18 protein-coding genes are annotated in these 18,461 nt (G+C 39.9%); 2 read left to right on the top strand and 16 right to left on the bottom strand.

Annotated features, from left to right (window positions below; translation table 11 throughout):
• Window positions 1–320: 320 nt before the first annotated feature.
• The 9 genes from nth to IGJ39_RS06310 form a co-directional block, all read right to left on the bottom strand.
• Window positions 321–986 (bottom strand): endonuclease III, encoded by a 666-nt coding sequence (gene nth, locus IGJ39_RS06350; RefSeq protein WP_019724458.1) that lies wholly within the window; start codon window positions 984–986, stop codon window positions 321–323.
• A 1-nt stretch (window position 987) separates the two neighbouring features.
• Window positions 988–1,692, bottom strand: coding sequence for a DnaD domain-containing protein (locus tag IGJ39_RS06345; RefSeq protein WP_010735563.1), 705 nt, complete (start codon window positions 1,690–1,692; stop codon window positions 988–990).
• A 237-nt stretch (window positions 1,693–1,929) separates the two neighbouring features.
• On the bottom strand, window positions 1,930–2,220 hold the full coding sequence (locus tag IGJ39_RS06340; protein ID WP_023519579.1) for a DUF5960 family protein: 291 nt from the start codon (window positions 2,218–2,220) through the stop codon (window positions 1,930–1,932).
• Window positions 2,221–2,481: 261 nt separating this feature from the next.
• Entirely contained in the window at window positions 2,482–3,834 is a 1,353-nt protein-coding gene (locus tag IGJ39_RS06335; protein WP_010735565.1) for an NADH oxidase, read from the bottom strand.
• Window positions 3,835–4,206: 372 nt separating this feature from the next.
• Window positions 4,207–4,632 (bottom strand): Fur family transcriptional regulator, encoded by a 426-nt coding sequence (locus tag IGJ39_RS06330; protein ID WP_019724202.1) that lies wholly within the window; start codon window positions 4,630–4,632, stop codon window positions 4,207–4,209.
• 182 nt (window positions 4,633–4,814) lie between these two features.
• A complete protein-coding gene (gene cysK, locus IGJ39_RS06325) occupies window positions 4,815–5,741 on the bottom strand; it encodes a cysteine synthase A (protein ID WP_010735567.1) in 927 nt (308 codons plus the stop codon).
• A gap of 133 nt (window positions 5,742–5,874) precedes the next feature.
• Window positions 5,875–6,744 (bottom strand): glucosaminidase domain-containing protein, encoded by an 870-nt coding sequence (locus tag IGJ39_RS06320; RefSeq protein ID WP_019724201.1) that lies wholly within the window; start codon window positions 6,742–6,744, stop codon window positions 5,875–5,877.
• Between the two features lie 258 nt (window positions 6,745–7,002).
• Window positions 7,003–8,997 (bottom strand): transketolase, encoded by a 1,995-nt coding sequence (gene tkt, locus IGJ39_RS06315; RefSeq protein WP_108144620.1) that lies wholly within the window; start codon window positions 8,995–8,997, stop codon window positions 7,003–7,005.
• Window positions 8,998–9,095: 98 nt separating this feature from the next.
• Window positions 9,096–9,347, bottom strand: a complete 252-nt coding sequence (locus IGJ39_RS06310) for a DUF896 family protein (protein WP_010735570.1) — start codon at window positions 9,345–9,347, stop codon at window positions 9,096–9,098.
• A 151-nt stretch (window positions 9,348–9,498) separates the two neighbouring features.
• Between IGJ39_RS06310 and lexA the strand changes: the two genes are divergently transcribed.
• Together lexA and IGJ39_RS06300 are read left to right on the top strand one after the other, a co-directional pair.
• Window positions 9,499–10,122 carry a transcriptional repressor LexA gene (gene lexA, locus IGJ39_RS06305; RefSeq protein WP_010735571.1) on the top strand — a complete coding sequence of 208 codons (624 nt, stop codon included), beginning with the start codon at window positions 9,499–9,501 and terminating at the stop codon, window positions 10,120–10,122.
• 177 nt (window positions 10,123–10,299) lie between these two features.
• On the top strand, window positions 10,300–10,518 hold the full coding sequence (locus tag IGJ39_RS06300) for a hypothetical protein (RefSeq protein WP_023519576.1): 219 nt from the start codon (window positions 10,300–10,302) through the stop codon (window positions 10,516–10,518).
• A gap of 206 nt (window positions 10,519–10,724) precedes the next feature.
• On the opposite strand, the gene IGJ39_RS06295 is transcribed toward IGJ39_RS06300, so the two are convergent.
• The 7 genes from IGJ39_RS06295 to obgE all read right to left on the bottom strand — a co-directional run bounded on the left by IGJ39_RS06295 (window position 10,725) and on the right by obgE (window position 18,270).
• Window positions 10,725–11,237, bottom strand: a complete 513-nt coding sequence (locus tag IGJ39_RS06295) for an adenine phosphoribosyltransferase (RefSeq protein ID WP_010735573.1) — start codon at window positions 11,235–11,237, stop codon at window positions 10,725–10,727.
• 14 nt (window positions 11,238–11,251) lie between these two features.
• Window positions 11,252–13,549, bottom strand: coding sequence for a single-stranded-DNA-specific exonuclease RecJ (recJ, locus tag IGJ39_RS06290; RefSeq protein ID WP_195339620.1), 2,298 nt, complete (start codon window positions 13,547–13,549; stop codon window positions 11,252–11,254).
• A 234-nt stretch (window positions 13,550–13,783) separates the two neighbouring features.
• Window positions 13,784–14,218 (bottom strand): LapA family protein, encoded by a 435-nt coding sequence (locus IGJ39_RS06285; protein WP_023519574.1) that lies wholly within the window; start codon window positions 14,216–14,218, stop codon window positions 13,784–13,786.
• A gap of 9 nt (window positions 14,219–14,227) precedes the next feature.
• The gene (locus IGJ39_RS06280) at window positions 14,228–15,016 is read right to left on the bottom strand and encodes an SDR family NAD(P)-dependent oxidoreductase (protein WP_029594283.1); all 789 of its coding nucleotides are present in this window, start codon (window positions 15,014–15,016) and stop codon (window positions 14,228–14,230) included.
• Window positions 15,013–15,954: a ribonuclease Z gene (gene rnz / locus IGJ39_RS06275; protein WP_066026419.1), complete on the bottom strand. Its 942-nt coding sequence runs from the start codon at window positions 15,952–15,954 to the stop codon at window positions 15,013–15,015. The genes IGJ39_RS06280 and rnz overlap by 4 nt, the downstream gene beginning before the upstream one ends.
• A 151-nt stretch (window positions 15,955–16,105) precedes the next feature.
• Entirely contained in the window at window positions 16,106–16,693 is a 588-nt protein-coding gene (locus IGJ39_RS06270) for a hypothetical protein (RefSeq protein WP_023519572.1), read from the bottom strand.
• 263 nt (window positions 16,694–16,956) lie between these two features.
• Window positions 16,957–18,270: a GTPase ObgE gene (obgE, locus tag IGJ39_RS06265; RefSeq protein ID WP_034689254.1), complete on the bottom strand. Its 1,314-nt coding sequence runs from the start codon at window positions 18,268–18,270 to the stop codon at window positions 16,957–16,959.
• Window positions 18,271–18,461: the final 191 nt, after the last annotated feature.

The raw sequence follows: 18,461 nt of genomic DNA, 5'->3' as shown, positions 1-18,461 counted from the left end.
ATTTATTTTATTATTCTAATAATGTTTTATTATTTATTTCGTCTAAATAATTTTCGTTTGTATCATTCAGAAAATTTTCTTGTAATGTTATAAACAATCATTTATTCTTTTTCTCTTATGCATCTTTCTCAATATTTGTTTCTTTACAAAAAAAGGTGGGATTTTCCTCCGCTCACATATTCGAAAATCGAATAAATGGCGGGAATAAAAGTAACTAATTCAGAAATAAGGCACCATCCACAAAAAAATTGGACGAACAATTTTCGTGGATGGTGCCTTATTGATCGAGGCTAAACACTTCTGTCATGACCTCTTCTTTCTTATTTTAAGTTTTTGTTTGCAGGATTTTTCATTCGCATTTTGCCATCCTGGCACATATCCAGTAAAGGACATACTTCACAGCGGGGACTTCTAGCAGTACAGTGATACCGTCCAAAGAAAATCAATGTATGATGCGTTTTTACCCATAAATTTTCCGGCACCTTTTTCATCAATGTTTGTTCAACTTCTTGTACTGACGCGTCCAATTTACAGATCCTTAGTCGTTTCGTCACACGTTCTACGTGAGTATCAACTGCTATAGCTGGCACCCCAAATGCATCCCCAAGCACCACATTTGCTGTTTTTCTACCCACACCAGGTAATGAGACCAACTCTTCTCTTGTCTGAGGGACCTGTCCTCCAAAATGATCAATCAGCTGTTGCGCACATGCTTTGATGTTTTTCGCTTTATTCCGATACAATCCAATTGTTTTGATTTTAGGAATGATCTCTTCTAGTGGGGCTTTAGCTAACGCCTCAGGAGTTGGAAAAGCCTGAAATAGAGCAGGTGTCGCCTTATTGACCGAAACGTCTGTTGCTTGTGCGCTTAAAATGACGGCAATCAATAATTCATAAGGATTCTTATGTTGTAATTCTCCATGCGCTTCTGGAAACATCTCATACATTTTCTCAAAAGCTTCCATTGTACGTTGTTTACCTAACATATTACTCCCATTCTTCCAGCCAATTCTTTAATGATACTTTTGGCAGCTCTTCTTGTTGTGCTGGCTGATCGATTTCTTTTTGAAGCAGTTGCTGCTTTCTGCGTTTTTGATCTTCTTCTACTTGCTGTTTGGTTTTTAAATTTTTCCGTTCCCAAGATAATAAGATACGGTCGATATAATTGAAACTATACGCTTGGTTCAATACAGCCTCCCGTAAAGCTAGTTTCAAAATCTCCGGATGATAATGGTCCTCTTCCAACCACTGTCCGATCCGTTGGAATTCAATAGAGGATAAGGGCCGTCCAAACTCTTGTTCAAATAATTGATAGACTGAACGTGTCGTTTTTTCTTGGACTTCTTCTTCTTGCTTTAGAGAGTCTTTTTCTAATAATCTTTCTAAATGCACATACGTTGGTGTCAAATCATAGCGATCCGCTTTACGTCCATCAATAAGTGTAGTTTCGATCGCTATGAAATGACCACTGACCAATCGATTCAAAATTTGAAAAACTTTTTCTTGCTTGACGCCCATATTCTGGGAAATATTCATCAGATCCGGGAATGAATCTCCTTCTGATTGTGCCATATGCAACTGTAATATAAATAAAAATTCATCTGCTTGTAAGCCGATACGATGATAATTTTTAAGCAAAAGATTGGAAACGATCGTTTGACCAGCTTTTAAATAGTTTTCTAAATTCAACATTATTATCCCTCTCTTTAAAATTAGTATACGTAAAAACAAGAATTGAAGCAAGAAAGGATTATTTGAATTTTTTTAAAATGTTTTAGTGGTTTTTATATTTAGTTTTCACTTTTCGGAATATATGTATGCTAGAAAAAAAGGCTGCTTGTATTAGTATATGCTCTCCTCTATGAAAAGGTCTCATATCTAATCTACAAGCAGCTTAGAAAATGACGCTCACGCTCGATAGAACGTTTATTATTGTACTTCGTCATCCGTTCGTAGCTCGTATGGTTGTCCTTCATACGTATACTCTGTATTCAATGTTCCATCATTTTCATCGGTATAGATCCGTCGACTAAACGGGAATTGATGGTCCTCCCCATCTGTTGTCTCATCTCCAGATAAAACGAATTCTTCTGCTTGAGTTTCATTTAATTGATTGATCACTTCTTCTGCTAATGAATCGATATCGATCGTTTCATTCCCTGTCACTTTTTTGTAATCTTCAATAAAATTATCCTGTTGTACAAAATATTCTTTTTCCATAATGATCCTCCTCTAGTCCAACTCACTACATCTGCTTTGTTGGAAATTAATTACATCTATTATTTTGACAAAAAAAACAAAGGAAAACAACTAATTGCAACTGGTGAAGTCTGCAACAAACCATTCCTGTCTCGTGAGAAATAAAACAAAAAGTGTCAATAAAAAATTTTGACCTTTAAATAGCCAGTTGAGTTCCAAAAAAAAAGAACCATCTGGAAACAATATTGCTTCCAGATGGCTTGTCTATGACGCTTTGACCAATTATTGAGCTGTCTCAATTTCTCCTAGAGCTGCTTGTGCAAGAAGATTCAAGTAGTTCCAAGGACGGTCAAAATGAGGTTGGAAGAAGAAGTCAGAAAGAGCTAAGTCTTCAACAGTCATTTTATTTTGAACCGCTAATGACATCGTATTAGCAGATTGAGTGATGTCGTATTTAGACATGAATTGTGCGCCTACGATACGATTTGTTCCTTTTTCATATACTAATTCCATCATGACTTTTTCAGTCGTTGGCATGAATTCTGGACGATAGTTATCTTCAAATAGTGTTGCTTGGACATCCAAGTTATTCATTGGGGCACTTTCTGTTGTTACACCTGTTGAACCGATCGTCCAACCGAATAAGTACAAACCAGAAGTTCCTTGTGTTCCACGATAAGCCATTTTTTGCTCTGTTAAATTGTTTCCTACTAACAATCCTTGACGGACCGCATTTGTTGCTAAAGGAATGTAGTTTTGCGTACCACTTGGGTTATAATTGACAACTGCTGAATCGCCCGCTGCAAAAATATCTGGATTGCTTGTTTGCATGTACTCATTTACTTTGATTGCGCCGTTTGGCAATGTTTCTACTTTACCTTCTACTAATTTTGTATTTGGTCTGAAACCAACACATAAAATAACCATATCCGCATCAAATGTTTGGCTAGCTGTAGTTACTTGTTTTACTTTACCATTCTCATCTGGAATGAACTCAGAAACGTTTTCACCTAAAGCTAAAGTAACGCCACGATCGACCAATTCTTTTTCTAACACATCCGTAAATGGTTTATCAAGATATTTATTCAAGATACGATCTAAACCATCGATCAATGTCACTTCTTTGCCAGACTCGACAAACGCTTCGACTAATTCGATCCCAATATAACCACCACCAACGATCACTACTTTCTTCGCTTCTTCTGCTTTAGCAATGATTTCGTTTGCTTGGTTATAGTTTTTACATAAAAGAATATTTTCAGATTCGATCCCTTTGATTGGCGGGATGATTGGCCATGAACCAGTAGTCATTACTAATTTGTCATAAGAAACTGTTTCAGTTTCGCCAGTTTTTAAATCTTTCGCTGTGACTTGTTTGTTTTCTGTGTCAACATCAGTGACATCATGTTCCATTTTCACTTTCGCACCTAACGAAGCTAACTCTTCAGGGTTTGAATAGAACAAGCCTGCTGGGTCTTTCACGACGCCTCCAACATACAATGCGATCCCACAAGATAAAAATGAAACATTGTCGTTACGTTCATAAACTGTAACATCTGCTTCTGGGTTGTTTTTTAAGATGCTTTTTACTGCTGCTGTTCCTGCATGGGTACAGCCGATTACTACTACTTTCATGTGTGTCCCTCCGATAAACGATTTGTCCTTTGACAATTTTTACTATAGCAAAATTAAAACGTATCCAACAGTTTTATGCTTGTGAATTCACAAGTGCTTACTTATCATATTTTGCGCATTTTCGATTTAAAACGCTGATAAATAAACGTTCTTTTTGTGATGTTTTAAACTAACACCTCTGTGATTGTGAATGAATACGAAATCGCATAAAAAATCGCATAAATATTTTCACCTTTTTAAAACTGTTAGTGTGTTTTCTTCTTAATTTCACAGGAGTAGGTATCCCATGTTTTTCTACACGTCACAAATGAAAGACAAAAAAACATCAACAAAGTCATTTGACCTTATCGATGTTTCAGATGTTCGCACGATTTATTTTTTGCAATTCGGACATAGCCCATATAATTCTAAACGATGATCATGGATTTCAAAATCAGTTAAGCGCCCCGCCGCCATTTCAATATCTTCTAGACCTGGATAATGAAAATCGACGATCGTCTCGCAATTTTGGCAAATCACATGATAATGTCTTTGTGAACTAAAATCAAATCGGCTTGATGCATCACCATATTTCATTTCTTGAACAAAGCCGATCGATGTGAACAATCGTAAATTATTGTAAACTGTAGCAACACTCATATTAGGAAAGCGATGCTCAAGCGCCTTGTAGATTTCATCTGCAGTTGGATGCGAACGATGCTCAATCAGATACTCTAAAACTGCGTATCTTTGCGGCGTAATCCGAATATTTTCTTTTTTCAGCTGCTCGATCGCCGCTTCTACTTTTTTATTTTCCATATAAACAAAACCCCACCTTATTGTTCTTTTATTATCATACTATTTTTATTTTTTTAAATCTACATATTATGGAAAGAAAAAGAAAAGAATTTTATAATTTTGCCTATTTTATGCAAAAAAAGTGTAAAATAACGGATGTTTCACCATTATTTCACACTTTTTATTCAGATTTTCACGTAGACTTACATATCCTGATACAATGGAGTAGACAAATAACGTTCTCCGTTATCAGGAATAATCGCAAGAACTTTTTTTCCAGCACCTAGTTCTTTAGCTACATTAAGTGCAGCTTCAACTGCGGCTCCTCCTGAAACACCCACTAAGATCCCTTCTTCTTGCCCCATACGGCGAGCTGTGATCATTGCTTGCTCACTAGATACTGATAAGACTTGATCATATACATTCGTATCTAACGTATCCGGGACAAACCCTGTTCCGATGCCTTGGATTTTGTGTGGACCAGGTTCTTTTCCTTCTAAAACGGCAGATTCGGCTGGTTCAACCCCAACGATCTTAAGCGCTGGATTGATCCGTTTTAATTCGTGTCCCGCACCGGTGATCGTTCCACCAGTACCGATTCCTGCAACAAACGCATCCAACCCATTCACACCAAACGCCGCTTGGATTTCTGGACCAGTCGTTTTTTCATGAACTAATGGATTAGCTGGGTTTTCAAATTGCAGAGGCAAGAAATACCCATTTTCTTCAGCCAGACGTTTTGCTTCTTTGATTGAACCACTGATGCCTTCTGTTCCTGGAGTCAAAATTAGTTCTGCTCCGTAGCCCTTCATCAATAAGCGACGCTCGATACTCATCGTTTCAGGCATGACAAGTTTCACATGATATCCTTTGGCTACACCGACCATCGCTAAACCAATACCAGTGTTCCCTGAAGTTGGTTCAATGATTGTATCACCCGGTTTCAATATTCCATCATGTTCTGCTTTTTCAATCATATTTAAGGCAATACGGTCTTTCACGCTTCCACCTGGATTGAAGAATTCCAATTTAACAAAAACATCCGCAGCTCCTTCTGGAACCATCTTATTTAATCGAACGATAGGTGTTTTACCGATCAATTCTGTGATCGACTGATAAATCTGTGTCATGTTTTTTCCCCCTTCATTTGCTTCTCTATTAATCATAATACAAAAGAGGTACTTCTGCGAGTGATTCTTACTGGAGAAGCAAAAAATAGAGGCATATCCAATGATATGCCTCTATTTTTAAGTTGATATAAAGTTAGACATTGATTTCTTGTCCAACCAATAATGAATAATTTGACATCGTCATGCCATTTTTTGCCATCAGATCATCGACGGACATACCAAATTTTTGAGCAATATCCCAAAGTGTATCTCCAGAGACGACAGTATAAGTTTGGTTACTACTTGTCGTAGTCGTTGTAGAGGTTGTCGTACTTGTCGTTGTGGTACTTGTCGTACTAGTTGTTGTTGAACCAGTTGATGGTGTATCAAAGCGAGTCAGATTATATGTGCTGATCAATTCATTTAATTTGTATGCGTAATTAGGATCTGTTGCATAACGTCCAGTTAAATAAGCTGTTGCATCATAATAGCTGGTTGTATTACTTTTCCATACACCTGAATAATGATAATCGCCTGTCGAAAAACTAGTAGAACGTAAAACATTCGCATGATCTTGGAATGATTCCCAATAAGATGAATAGCGACGGAAAGGTTCGTTCATCGTTACCCATTGACCATTCAAATATTCTTGCGTATTCATATATACCACAGATTGACCTGCGCTACCTTTGACTCCAAATAAGTTGTAATATGGTGCACTTGATAATCCAGATGTACCATACGCACTTTCAAGTAATGCTTGTGCAATCATGACAGATGCATATAAGTCATTGCTTGCTGCAACTTCAGAAGCAGCCCATCCGATTTGATTGATAAATGCTTGCGGATCGGCAGAAGATGCGACATCTAACTCATCCGCACGTACAGTTTGTGGTGTTGCTGTGACCAACATTGGCCCAACTAATAGGCTTGTCCCCACTAAAGGTGCAATGGCTTTTTTATTGATGGTCATTTTCCTTTTGGGCCTATGGTGTCGAGCGCTACGGGTTCTCAGCTCTTGCATTCAAATTCCTCCTCAAATGAAACAGTAAATAAAACTTCCTCTTAAACGAAACTTAATCATTTAAATTATACGTTTTATTTTATTGAAACTCAAACGAATCTTCAATTATTTACTTTTTGTAATCTTCACGTAATCAAAAAGTAACACAAAAGTAACGACAATTATCCCTTTTTACTAATTTGTACCTAAAAAAAATAGAAAATTGGAGGCTTGGAAAAAATCTCCAAGCACTCCAATCGAACTGCTTTCAGTATTTGTCTATAATTGATTGAAGACGTTGACTACATTATCTACTGTAAAACCAAATTCTTCAAGTATTTTGTTTCCAGGAGCAGAAGCACCAAAGTGATCGATCGTGATCGTTTGACCTTCGATTCCTACATAACGTTCCCATCCAAATGAAGCAGCCGCTTCAATCGCAACACGCTTCGTCACTGCTTTTGGCAAGACACTTTCTTGATATTCTGCAGATTGTTGTTCAAACAAATCAAAACTTGGCATTGAAACCACTGAGACATCTTTCCCTTGTTCCGCCAATACTTTTTGCGCTTTGACCGCTAGATCCACTTCTGAACCTGTCGCGATCAAGATTCCTTCTGGTTGTTCCCCTTTAGCTGGAGACAAGACGTAGGCACCTTTTTTAACCATATCATCCGCCACTTCTTTTGTTGTTGGAAGAACTGGTAGATTTTGACGACTCAAGACTAAGATCGTTGGTGTATCTGTCGATTCCATCGCAACTTTCCACGCCGCACGAGTTTCGTTCCCGTCCGCCGGACGTAAGACATGGACACCTGGCATACTTCTAACCGAAGCCAATTGTTCCACTGGCTCATGCGTCGGGCCATCTTCTCCAACTGCCACAGAGTCATGGGTCAAGACGAAAATAACTGGCGTGTTTTGGATCGCTGCTAAACGCACAGCTGGACGCAAGTAATCGACAAAGACAAAGAATGTTCCCCCATAGATCCGGGTACCACCATGCAATTGGATCCCGTTCATCGCTGATGCCATCGCAAACTCACGAACACCAAACCAAATGTTGCGGCCTTCATAGTGTTCAGGCGTGAAATCTTTGTCTGCTGTCACCATCGTATTGTTTGATCCAGATAGATCGGCAGAACCACCCCAGAAGCTTGGGATCGCTTTTGATAATTCTTGGATAACTTCTTTACTTGAGACACGACTCGCTTGGCTTTCACCTTCGTCGTACGTTGGAAGTTCTGCATCCCAATTCTCTGGTAACTTCCCAGCAAAAGCATCTTCGAATTGTTGCGCTAATTCTGGATACGCTGCTTTGTATGCTGCGAACAGCTCACGCCAAGCATTTTCAGCTTTTTCGCCTTCTTCAACCATCGTTTGACGGAAACGTTCCGCCACTTCTTCTGGTACGGTAAAGTCAGGGTATTCCCAACCATAGATCTCTTTGGCTTTTTGAATGCCTTCTAAGCCAAGTGGTGCGCCGTGGACCGCAGAAGTTCCTTGGTTTGGTGCACCAAATCCGATGACCGTTTTCACTTCGATCAATGTCGGTTTGTCGGTTTCGGCTTTCGCTTCTTCAATTGCTTTTGAGATAGCTTCCAAATCATTGCCGTCTTTGACCAAGATATGTTGCCAACCGTAAGCTTCATAGCGTGCGCCAACATTTTCAGTGAAGGCTTTTGAGGTTGGTCCATCTAAAGAAATATCGTTTGAATCGTATAAAACGATTAATTTTCCTAATTTCATATGACCAGCCATCGAACTTGCTTCTTGAGACACACCTTCCATCAGGTCGCCATCGCCACATAACGCATAGGTATAATGATCAACGACGTTGAATTGATCTTTGTTGTAGGTTGCTGCTAGATGCGCTTCTGCCATTGCCATCCCCACAGCCATTGCGATCCCTTGTCCTAACGGACCAGTCGTTGCTTCGACGCCGTCCGTATGGTTGACCTCAGGGTGTCCTGGTGTTTTTGACTCCCATTGACGGAATTGTTTCAAGTCATCAATCGTCACTTGGTACCCTGCTAAGTGCAACAAGCTGTACAACATCGCTGAACCATGTCCCGCAGATAAGACAAAACGGTCACGGTCTGCCCAGTTTTTAGAAGTTTTCGGATTCACTTTCAAGTGTTTCGTCCAAAGGGCATAAGCCATTGGCGCGGCACCCATTGGTAACCCCGGATGTCCTGAATTTGCTTTTTGTACTGCATCGACACTCAATGTACGGATCGTATTCACACCAAGCTGATCAATTTTATCAAACAATGTAACCCCTCCTGTAATTTAGGTTTTTTTTACCTATATTTCTACTTCTAATTTTATAGTATCTCCTCTGAAAAAGCAACGACTTTTAGTTTTTTTTACTAAAACTTGCTATTTCGGTCGTGGAGGCCTTTTTTCTTCTGGATTTCTTTCAATTTATCTGGTGTGACATCATTTCCATCGGGATCAACCACTTTCATCCCTTCAATATGATGTCTCATGCCAGAACGAAAGGCTGTCAGATATGCTTCTCGTAATTCCTTTTGCTCTTTGACTTCAGCTGGTGTCAATCCTTCTGCTTTTTTCTTTTTAGCTAACTGATTGATACGTTCGATTTTTTCAGGCGATAACACAACTATTCCTCCTCGCTTTTGCTTCTCCTACATCTTATATAAAAAACGAAAAAAAAACAACTACATCAATAGTCTTTAATGCGAACATTTGTTTGAAATCATGTATTTTCTATGGTACTATTTAGTTATCAAGTGAAAGAAGGTGTACCTTGTGGCCCGACAAACTGAAACAAGACAAATCGAAGTCTTACGATATATTCACGAACAAGTGACCCAAAAAGGCTATCCACCGACTGTCCGTGAGATCGGAGAAGCTGTTCAGCTTTCTTCCACATCGACAGTCCATGGTCATCTTGCCCGATTAGAGAAAAAAGGCTTTATTCAAAGAGACCCTACGAAACCACGTGCAATCGAATTGACGCAACAAGGATTATCAAAAATTGGGATTCGCCCAACGACGATCCCTGTTCTCGGCGTTGTTACTGCCGGAGAGCCGATACTAGCTGTCGAGGAAGCTTCTGACTTCTTTCCAGTCCCACCAAACCTTTCCTCAGAAGAAGGCAGTCTGTTCATGTTGACGATCCGAGGAGAAAGTATGATCAATGCTGGGATATTGGATGGCGATAATGTCATTGTCCGTAAACAAGAAACTGCACAAAATGGTGATATCGTGATTGCGATGACTGCAGAAGACGAAGCAACTTGCAAACGGTTCTATAAAGAAAGAGATCATTTCCGTTTGCAACCCGAGAATGATTTACTGGAACCGATCATTTTAGATGAGGTGTCGATCTTAGGTCGTGTCGTTGGTCTGTACCGTAGTCATATTTATTGATAAGAAAAGAAAATTCAGTTATTTATTTACGAGCTTGAGATCATGATCTCAAGCTCGTCTTTTCCTCTTTTAGTAGATATCTTTGTTCTTTTTGAACTTCCCTCTTTACAAAACGAACAAAAGTTCGTATACTAATGATACGAACTTTTGTTCGCATTCTATAAAGAGGTGAAAATCATGAAATCAATGAGACGTTTTGGTTTAGTATTGATCGTTTTGTTTTTAGGTATTATTATTGGTAATTTTGGTCTACGTACAGCGCTGTTGGTTTTTGTTCCTTTGTTTACATTGTGGTTTATGTTGTGGGATGAAAAAAAATACCGTCAATCACAACGTCGTCAATCCCATGAAGACTCCTTCTATCACGAAACCTATTACAGCTCCAGGCACTCGTAAAAGTAAATAAGATCGCTTCTATGAAAAATCCGTCCAAGCAAACGATGATCGCTCGTTTGCTTTTTTTTTAACGACAAACTAACTACCTACTCCTTGCACTCATTTGTTCTATCAATAAATTGGGGCTACTCATCCAACGAAAATCCCCTTCCGCAAACGATTCATCCGTTTGTGGAAGGGGGTTTTCTGTTCAATATTTTATTTGATTAATACTCCATCAAAGTAATCATGTCGTAGCCTTCGATTTTGTCACGACCATGCAAGTCCATCAACTCGATCAAAAAGGCACAACCCACAACAACTCCGCCAAGCTCTTCGATCAATTCGATCGTTGCTTTGATCGTTCCACCTGTTGCTAATAAGTCATCACAGATCAAGACTCTTTGTCCTGGTTGAATTGCATCTTTGTGCAGCGTCAAGGTATCTGTACCGTATTCAAGCCCGTAAGTGACTTCGATCGTTTCACGAGGTAATTTTCCTTTTTTACGAACAGGAGCAAAGCCCACACCTAATTCGTAAGCCACTGGACACCCTACGATAAATCCACGTGCTTCTGGTCCAACGACCATATCGATACGTTTTTCTTTCGCATAATCAACGATTTGCTTCGTTGCTTCACGATAAGCATCTCCATCAGCCATCAATGGCGAGATATCTCTAAATATAATTCCTTTGGACGGATAGTCAGGAATACTGGCAATATAATTTTTTAAATCCACTTTATTGTTTCCTCCTAGGTTGTTAACCATTTTTTTATTGTGGGAATGTCACTTAATAGTAAGAATTCCTCTGATTTGATTTTTTTCAATCGCTCCTGATAGCGGTCACTTGCAGTCAATGGATGACTCGCCGGATCTGCGACTTTCTCCAAAACACCATTGTTTATTGTAACAAACTTCAACTCAAAAAACACCTGTATCATAAAAATTAATAATTTTTGTGGAATTTTTAAATAGTTGGCCATTGCACCTAATTTATGTCGGATATCGATCCGTTCTTGCGCATGGATCAATTTGAAGAGTCGAGCATATTGTTCTCTTGTTCCTACACCGTTCAAGTATGCTTCATCAACAGAAATACCTAAAAAGTAAACTCGGCTAAAGAACCCAAATGATAAGATCTCTTTCAAGTCGGTCAAATCGGTTGGACAATCGATCACGACTAATGCGTTTGGGTCATTTTCCTGAATCCATGATTGAATCATTTCTTTATCTGTCCAATGAATGATGTGTTTTTGTATCGACTCATTTAGTTCTTTGATCGATGCTTCATCAAACGCTAAATAGAACGGACTTTCGATTTCATTTGCTAATGTTCGGTAACGTTTCGCCCGCCAATCAAATACTTGCAATCCTTCTACTGCAAAGTCAGAAACCATCAGCTGCGGTTTTTTGCGCCCATTCCACTCATTGATCGATAATTGTCCTACAATATCAAGCGAATCATCTACAAATTCATTTTCTTGTGGGCCAAAACCAAACGCGACAGCATCTAATTGACTATCTTCATCCACTAAAGAAAGCTTCAAGTGCTGTTGGTTCGAACCGATTCGTTTTACATTCTGGACAGCAACCTGTTTGAATAAAAAGTTGGGTACAGGATTATCTGTTCCGAATGGTGCCAGTAATTTCAATGTGGCGATTTGTTCGACCGTTACATCCTTTGGAGAGACGATTTCATCAATCGCCAACACAGGACCTTTGGACAAGTCGATTTGCTTTTCTTCTATATAGGCATTCATCCGGTCTTGTAACTCAGGGATATTTTCCGCTGGCATTGTTAATCCCACTGCTGCGTGATGGCCGCCAAAAAATGTAAATAATTCACGCATCTCATTCAGCATATCGAAAAGATTCAACGCTTCGATACTTCGACCTGATCCTTTTGCAACGGTCTGGTCTTTGATGCCTAGCACGATTGTTGGTTTGCCTGTTTGATTCATGATTTTTCCTGCGACGATCCCTAGTACCCCTTCATGCCAACCTGGATGTGCTAATAAATGGATCTGGTTCTCTTCATTGATCATCGCTAATGCTTCTGAGGTGATTTGCTCAACGATTGCTTTACGTTCTTCATTGACCGTTTGTAACTGCTCGGCTAATGTCTGAGCTTGATTTTCGTCGAATGTGGCTAGTAATTCAACCGCTGGATTAGGGTCTCCCATCCGGCCGATGGCATTCAAGCGCGGGGCAATCGAAAAACCGATCATCGTTTCATCCGCTTCATTCGCACGTACACTACTTTTCGCAAACAGTGCCTGTAAGCCTACTCGCTCGGTATGACGAATTGCCTCTAAGCCTAACGCCACTAGCGTCCGATTCTCATCAGTCATAGAGACAAGGTCAGCGATTGTGCCAATTGCGACTAAATCTAAAAATTCTGCTGGTGGTTCTTCCAACAAAGCGGTCGCTACTTTAAACGCGACACCGACACCTGCTAATTCTCCAAAAGGATAATTGCCTTGTGGATGGCGGGGATGGATGATTGCATAAGCCGTCGGTAATTCACTAGGCAACTCATGATGATCTGTCACGATCACATCTACTCCCTGCTGTTGTGCATAAGCAATTGCTTCATGCCCAGCTACCCCATTATCGACAGTCACGATCAGTTGGGTACCTGCGGCTATTTTCTCTTGATAAACGGTTAGATTAGGTCCATACCCATGTTCAAATCGATTAGGTAAAAAGACTTCCACTTGGGCACCAAGCAATTCTAACGTTTCTTTCATGACGGTCGCACTGGTGATACCATCTGCATCATAATCTCCGTAAACTAAGATTTGTTCACCATTGATCACAGCTTCTTGGATACGGCTGATTGCCTTGTCCATATCAAACATCAAATATGGATCATGCAACTTTTGCTCTTTTGGATGTAAAAACCGATGGATACTTTCTTCCTCTCGGTATCCTCTTTGCCATAGCAATTGCCCGATCAGAGGAGACAATCCTTGTTGTTTGATTATTTGGATAAAAGATTCAGAAGGTGTTGTTTCATTGACCTTCCAATCAAAATTTGCTCGTCTCACATACTCACCCCTAACTTAGTCATTATAGCAAACGTCTTCTCTAAAAAAAAGAATTTCAGAAGATTAGATTCTGACATCTCCAACTTAAATAAACCAAAGTAGACAAAACAGATTCGTTTGCCTACTTTGGTTGCCTTTTAGAAATTGAGTAATAAATCCTCTATTTGATTTTTGATACAGTGATTTCTACCACTTTATTCTATTTACTTTCAAAAAAACATCAGCTATCCATGATCAATCAAAGTAATTGACGCTTTGCTTTGGTGTTTGAGAAGGTGATTCAGAAGGGGTTTGCATTTGTTCGATCTGTATTTGCTTTGCTTGTAATTCTGCTTGATAGGCCGCTTCAAGTTCCGCACGTTCATTTCGAAATTGTCTTTGTTGTTCTTCTGTCGCCTCTTCGATTTTCTTTTGGATATCTGCTTGGTTCTCTGCTAATTCTTTTGTTAATTGTTTTAATTGTTTCTTCTGTTGCCATAGTGTCGTAAAGGCTGTTAAAAATACAATCAATGCACCAATCAATGCTGAACCAATGATCACTAGAATCAATGGCGCATTAAAAGAAGCAAAGCCAAAGCTTACAGGAACATTTTGATTGTTCAATACAGCGAACACGACAATGACAAGTACAAGTAAAAAACCAACGATCACACTACCTTGCTTTTTCATTTACTTCACCTACTTTTTATTAAAAATTCCACCTGCAAAATAATCCCCAATGGTTGGGAAAAGTGCATAAAATTTAGACGCGATTTCTAACAATACCGGCTGATTGATCTCACGTTTCGGATGTTTCATCGCTCGCACGATCGTTTGCGCCAATTTAGTTGAATCCAAAACTAAGTGACCGACTTTTTCCAAATAACTACCACTTGGATCAGCCTTATCAAAAAATTCCGTTTCGATTGGTCCGGGATTTACCGTTGTGACCGCGACTCCTAGTGGCTTCAACTCTAAACGTAACGCATTTGAAAAGCCCAAAACAGCAAATTTTGTAGCGGAATAGATCGTAGATTTAGCTGTCGCCATTTTTCCTGCCATGGATGCCACATTGATGATATGTCCTTGGCGTCTTTCTGCCATATCGATCGCAAATTTTTGTGTCAATACCATCATCCCTAAGACATTGACTTCGAACATATCGTAGGCTTTTCCTAAGTCAAAGGATAAGAAATCCTCAAAGATACCAAATCCAGCATTATTGACTAAGATATCGACACGACCGACCTCAGTCATCACCTTGTCGTACAATTCATCTACGCTGTCAGGATTACTAACATCTAGTTGAAACGCGTATGCTGGTTTTCCACTTAGTTCTTGACAAACCGCCTTCACTTCGCCGATTTGTTGGATTCTTCTCGCACATGTGACAACGATTGCCCCTTGTTTTGCTGCTTCATAACAGATTTGTGCACCTAAACCACCAGAGCCACCAGTGACTAAAACGACTTTATTTTCTAAATTCAACTTTTTTCCTCCTCTTGAAACGGAACATCCACAACCTCAAAATCTTTCATGATTTTTGTATTTGGAAAGATTTCTTGTGCTTCTTGTTCAAGTTCTTGTGTTGCTTTTCCTAGATATCTCGCACTGATATGGGTCAGTAATAATCTTTGGACATTTGCTTCTTTTGCCACTTCTGCGGCTTGATGAGTCGTTGAATGGAAATAATTATGGGCCATTCTCGCCTCGTTTTTATTAAACGTACTTTCATGCACCAAGACATCTGCGTTTTTTGCTAATATAACAGAATTGGTCGTTTTTCGAGTATCTCCTAAAATGGTCACGATTCGGCCTTTTTTATCTGGCCCGACAAAATCACGTCCATTGATGAGCTGGCCATTGTCTAATTGGACCGTCTCCCCTTTTTTTAGTTTTCCATAGATGGGACCAGCTGGAATATTCAGTTCTTTAAGCTTATCCACTTGTAATTCGCCTTTGTGATCATGCTCAACGATCCGATATCCGTAGCTATCGATGCCATGGCTTAACTTTTTTGCATACACAGAAAAGTGTGCGTCTTCAAAAATAGCTTGATCTTCTGATAAATCAATAAAAACAAGGGGATAGCCCAGTTTTGTTTGAGAAATCGTCAGCGCATTGCGTACAAATGCTTCCGTTCCTTTAGGGCCATAGATTTCTAATGGTGTTTCGCCCCCCTGAAAAGAGCGACTACTGATTAAACCTGGCAAACCAAAAATATGATCCCCATGGAGATGAGTGATAAATATTTTTTCTATTTTTCTTGGACGGATATTTGTTCGTAGAATCTGCATTTGCGTGCCTTCCCCACAATCAAACAACCAAATCTCATTTCGCTCGTCCAAAAGTTTCAATGCAATACTTGAGACATTTCGATGTTTAGCAGGAACCCCTGCGCCTGTACCTAAAAATTCTAGTTCCATAATTTACCTAACTTTCTATTCATTCTTATTAATTCTAGGGTAAAATCAGCCGACAATCAACTGAAATTCGCAGGATAATTTTTAGAAGACTGTCCCTATAAATGAAAAGAGTGAATAAGTACCACTATTCTTACATCCATTCTTTTTATCGTTATTCAGAAGGCGTAGTATCCTCTGAGCTATCGGTTGGCTTTTTGTGCTTTTCATCCCAATTTTTCTGCGCTGTTTCTTTTGCATGTTTTTCTACCTCAGTTGCATCATGAACGTCTTGTTCTACTTCTTCATAATCCAATCGAGTGATTTCTCCACCTAATTCCATCATCACAAGTTGGTTCAATGGTCGGTTGTCCTCTTCTTCTGCGATCAAGATCAGACCTGTTGCGCCTTCGCCGATCTTATTTCCAACAAAATCAAACACCGTTTGTGCATCTTTGATTTCCTTGGCATCTTGGCTCGCACCGATCATTCCGCCCGCAAACCATCCTAGCAAGATCCCTAATGGGCCACCTAAAACGCCAACTAGCATGCCGATCAGACCACCTTTAGAGGATTTATTGTTCCCGGTAAAATCTAAGAAGTCTTCGATTTTGAATTGATGGGCGCCATTAGACTGATGGCTGATGACCGCCATTTGTTCGCCTTTGATCGCTCTCGTCATGTGAAGCTTCTTGATTTCGGAAAATGCTTGGTAAGCTTGACTTTCTAACTCAAAATTCAATATGATCACTCGTTTGCTCATGGAGATCGCCTCTTTCTCATTTTCTTTTAGTGTACCTTGGAATAAACAAAAATAAAAGGGAAAACCTTTAAAAAATAACGCAGTATACAAAAAAAGGAGTTTGACATTCGTCAACTCCTCAAATCCGATAAAGGTTCTCGAAAGCCTGCTCCTAAGAGAGTAAGCCAAGACCCAAAAAAATGAACGATCATTTTCTCAAATTTTGCCTTACTACTTAGAACTGAACGGCTATCTAGTCACTTAAATATGTGGTGTGTCTAATATTATTCGACAAATTCAAACTCAAACTCACCAATACGCACCAAGTCACCATCTTTGGCACCTCTGGCACGCAAGGCTTCATCGACACCCATCCCACGTAACTGGCGAGCAAAACGCATCACCGTTTCATCGTGGTCAAAGTTAGTCATTTGGAACAACTTCTCGATCTTCTCACCTGACAATACCCATGTCGCATCTGGTTCACGATCGATCGTAAATTCAGGACCTTCTGGATTGAAACCATAATGAACGGTTTCTTCTTCGATCTCTTCCTCGTATAATGGGAATTCTGGTGTTACTTCCAACAGATCAGCTGTCGCATTCAGTAAGGCATCCAGTCCTTTACGAGTCACACCAGAAATCGGGAATACTGGGATGTCATCGGCAAATTCATCTTCTTTGTTTTTATTTAGTTGTTCTTTGAATTTCACCAGATTTTCTTCTGCATCCGGCATATCCATCTTATTTGCTACAATGATCTGTGGACGCTCTAACAAGCGCAAGTTATGAGAAGACAACTCATGGTTGATCGCCAAGTAATCTTCGTAAGGATCGCGCCCTTCCATTCCACTCATATCGATCACATGCAAAATGACACGAGTACGCTCGATATGACGCAAAAACTGTGTGCCTAATCCGACACCTTGTGAAGCTCCTTCGATCAGTCCTGGAAGATCCGCCGCTGCAAAACTACGTCCGTCACTTGTAGTGACCATTCCTAGATTTGGCACAAGGGTAGTAAAATGATACGCCCCGATTTTTGGTCTTGCCGAAGAGATCACAGAAAGCAAGGTCGATTTCCCAACCGAAGGAAAACCTACGAGACCTACGTCTGCTAGTACTTTTAATTCTAGTTCGATTTTACGTTCTTGACCGGGTTCGCCGTTTTCAGCAATTTCCGGCGCAGGGTTTCTTGGAGAAGCAAAACGGATATTTCCGCGACCGCCGCGGCCACCTTTTGCTACCACTAAAGTCTGACCATCTTCGATCAAATCTCCTAAGAGTGCCCCTGTTTCTGCATCACGTACAGTTGTTCCTTGAGGGACTTTGACATACGTATCATCAGAACCACGTCCGTGCATCCCTTTACTCATGCCATTTTCACCGGGCTGAGCCTTAAAGTGACGGTTGAAACGGAAGTCCATCAACGTGCGTAAGCCTTCATCAACGACTAAGATCACATCGCCTCCTTGACCGCCATCACCACCAGCCGGTCCTCCATCAGGTACATATTTTTCTCTACGAAACGCAACCATCCCGTCTCCGCCTTTACCAGCCTTCACGTCGATTGTTACTTGATCTAAAAACATGGACATATTATCGTCCTCCTATTTCCTTTTATCTATTCTCACTCTACTGACTACCTGAATTTCCACAATAAACACAAGTCCTGTCTATTTTATCGGTGAATGGCCCGTTTGTCCATCATTAAACTGAAAGTTTCACGGAAATTCCTGACTCTATCTTTATTTTACTGCAAGAACGGATGGAGACAAAATAAAACGTT

The organism is Enterococcus sp. AZ140, assembly GCF_051714405.1.
GTDB classification, from domain to species: Bacteria; Bacillota; Bacilli; order Lactobacillales; family Enterococcaceae; genus Enterococcus_B; species Enterococcus_B pernyi.
This window is presented reverse-complemented; position numbering and strand designations above follow the sequence as displayed.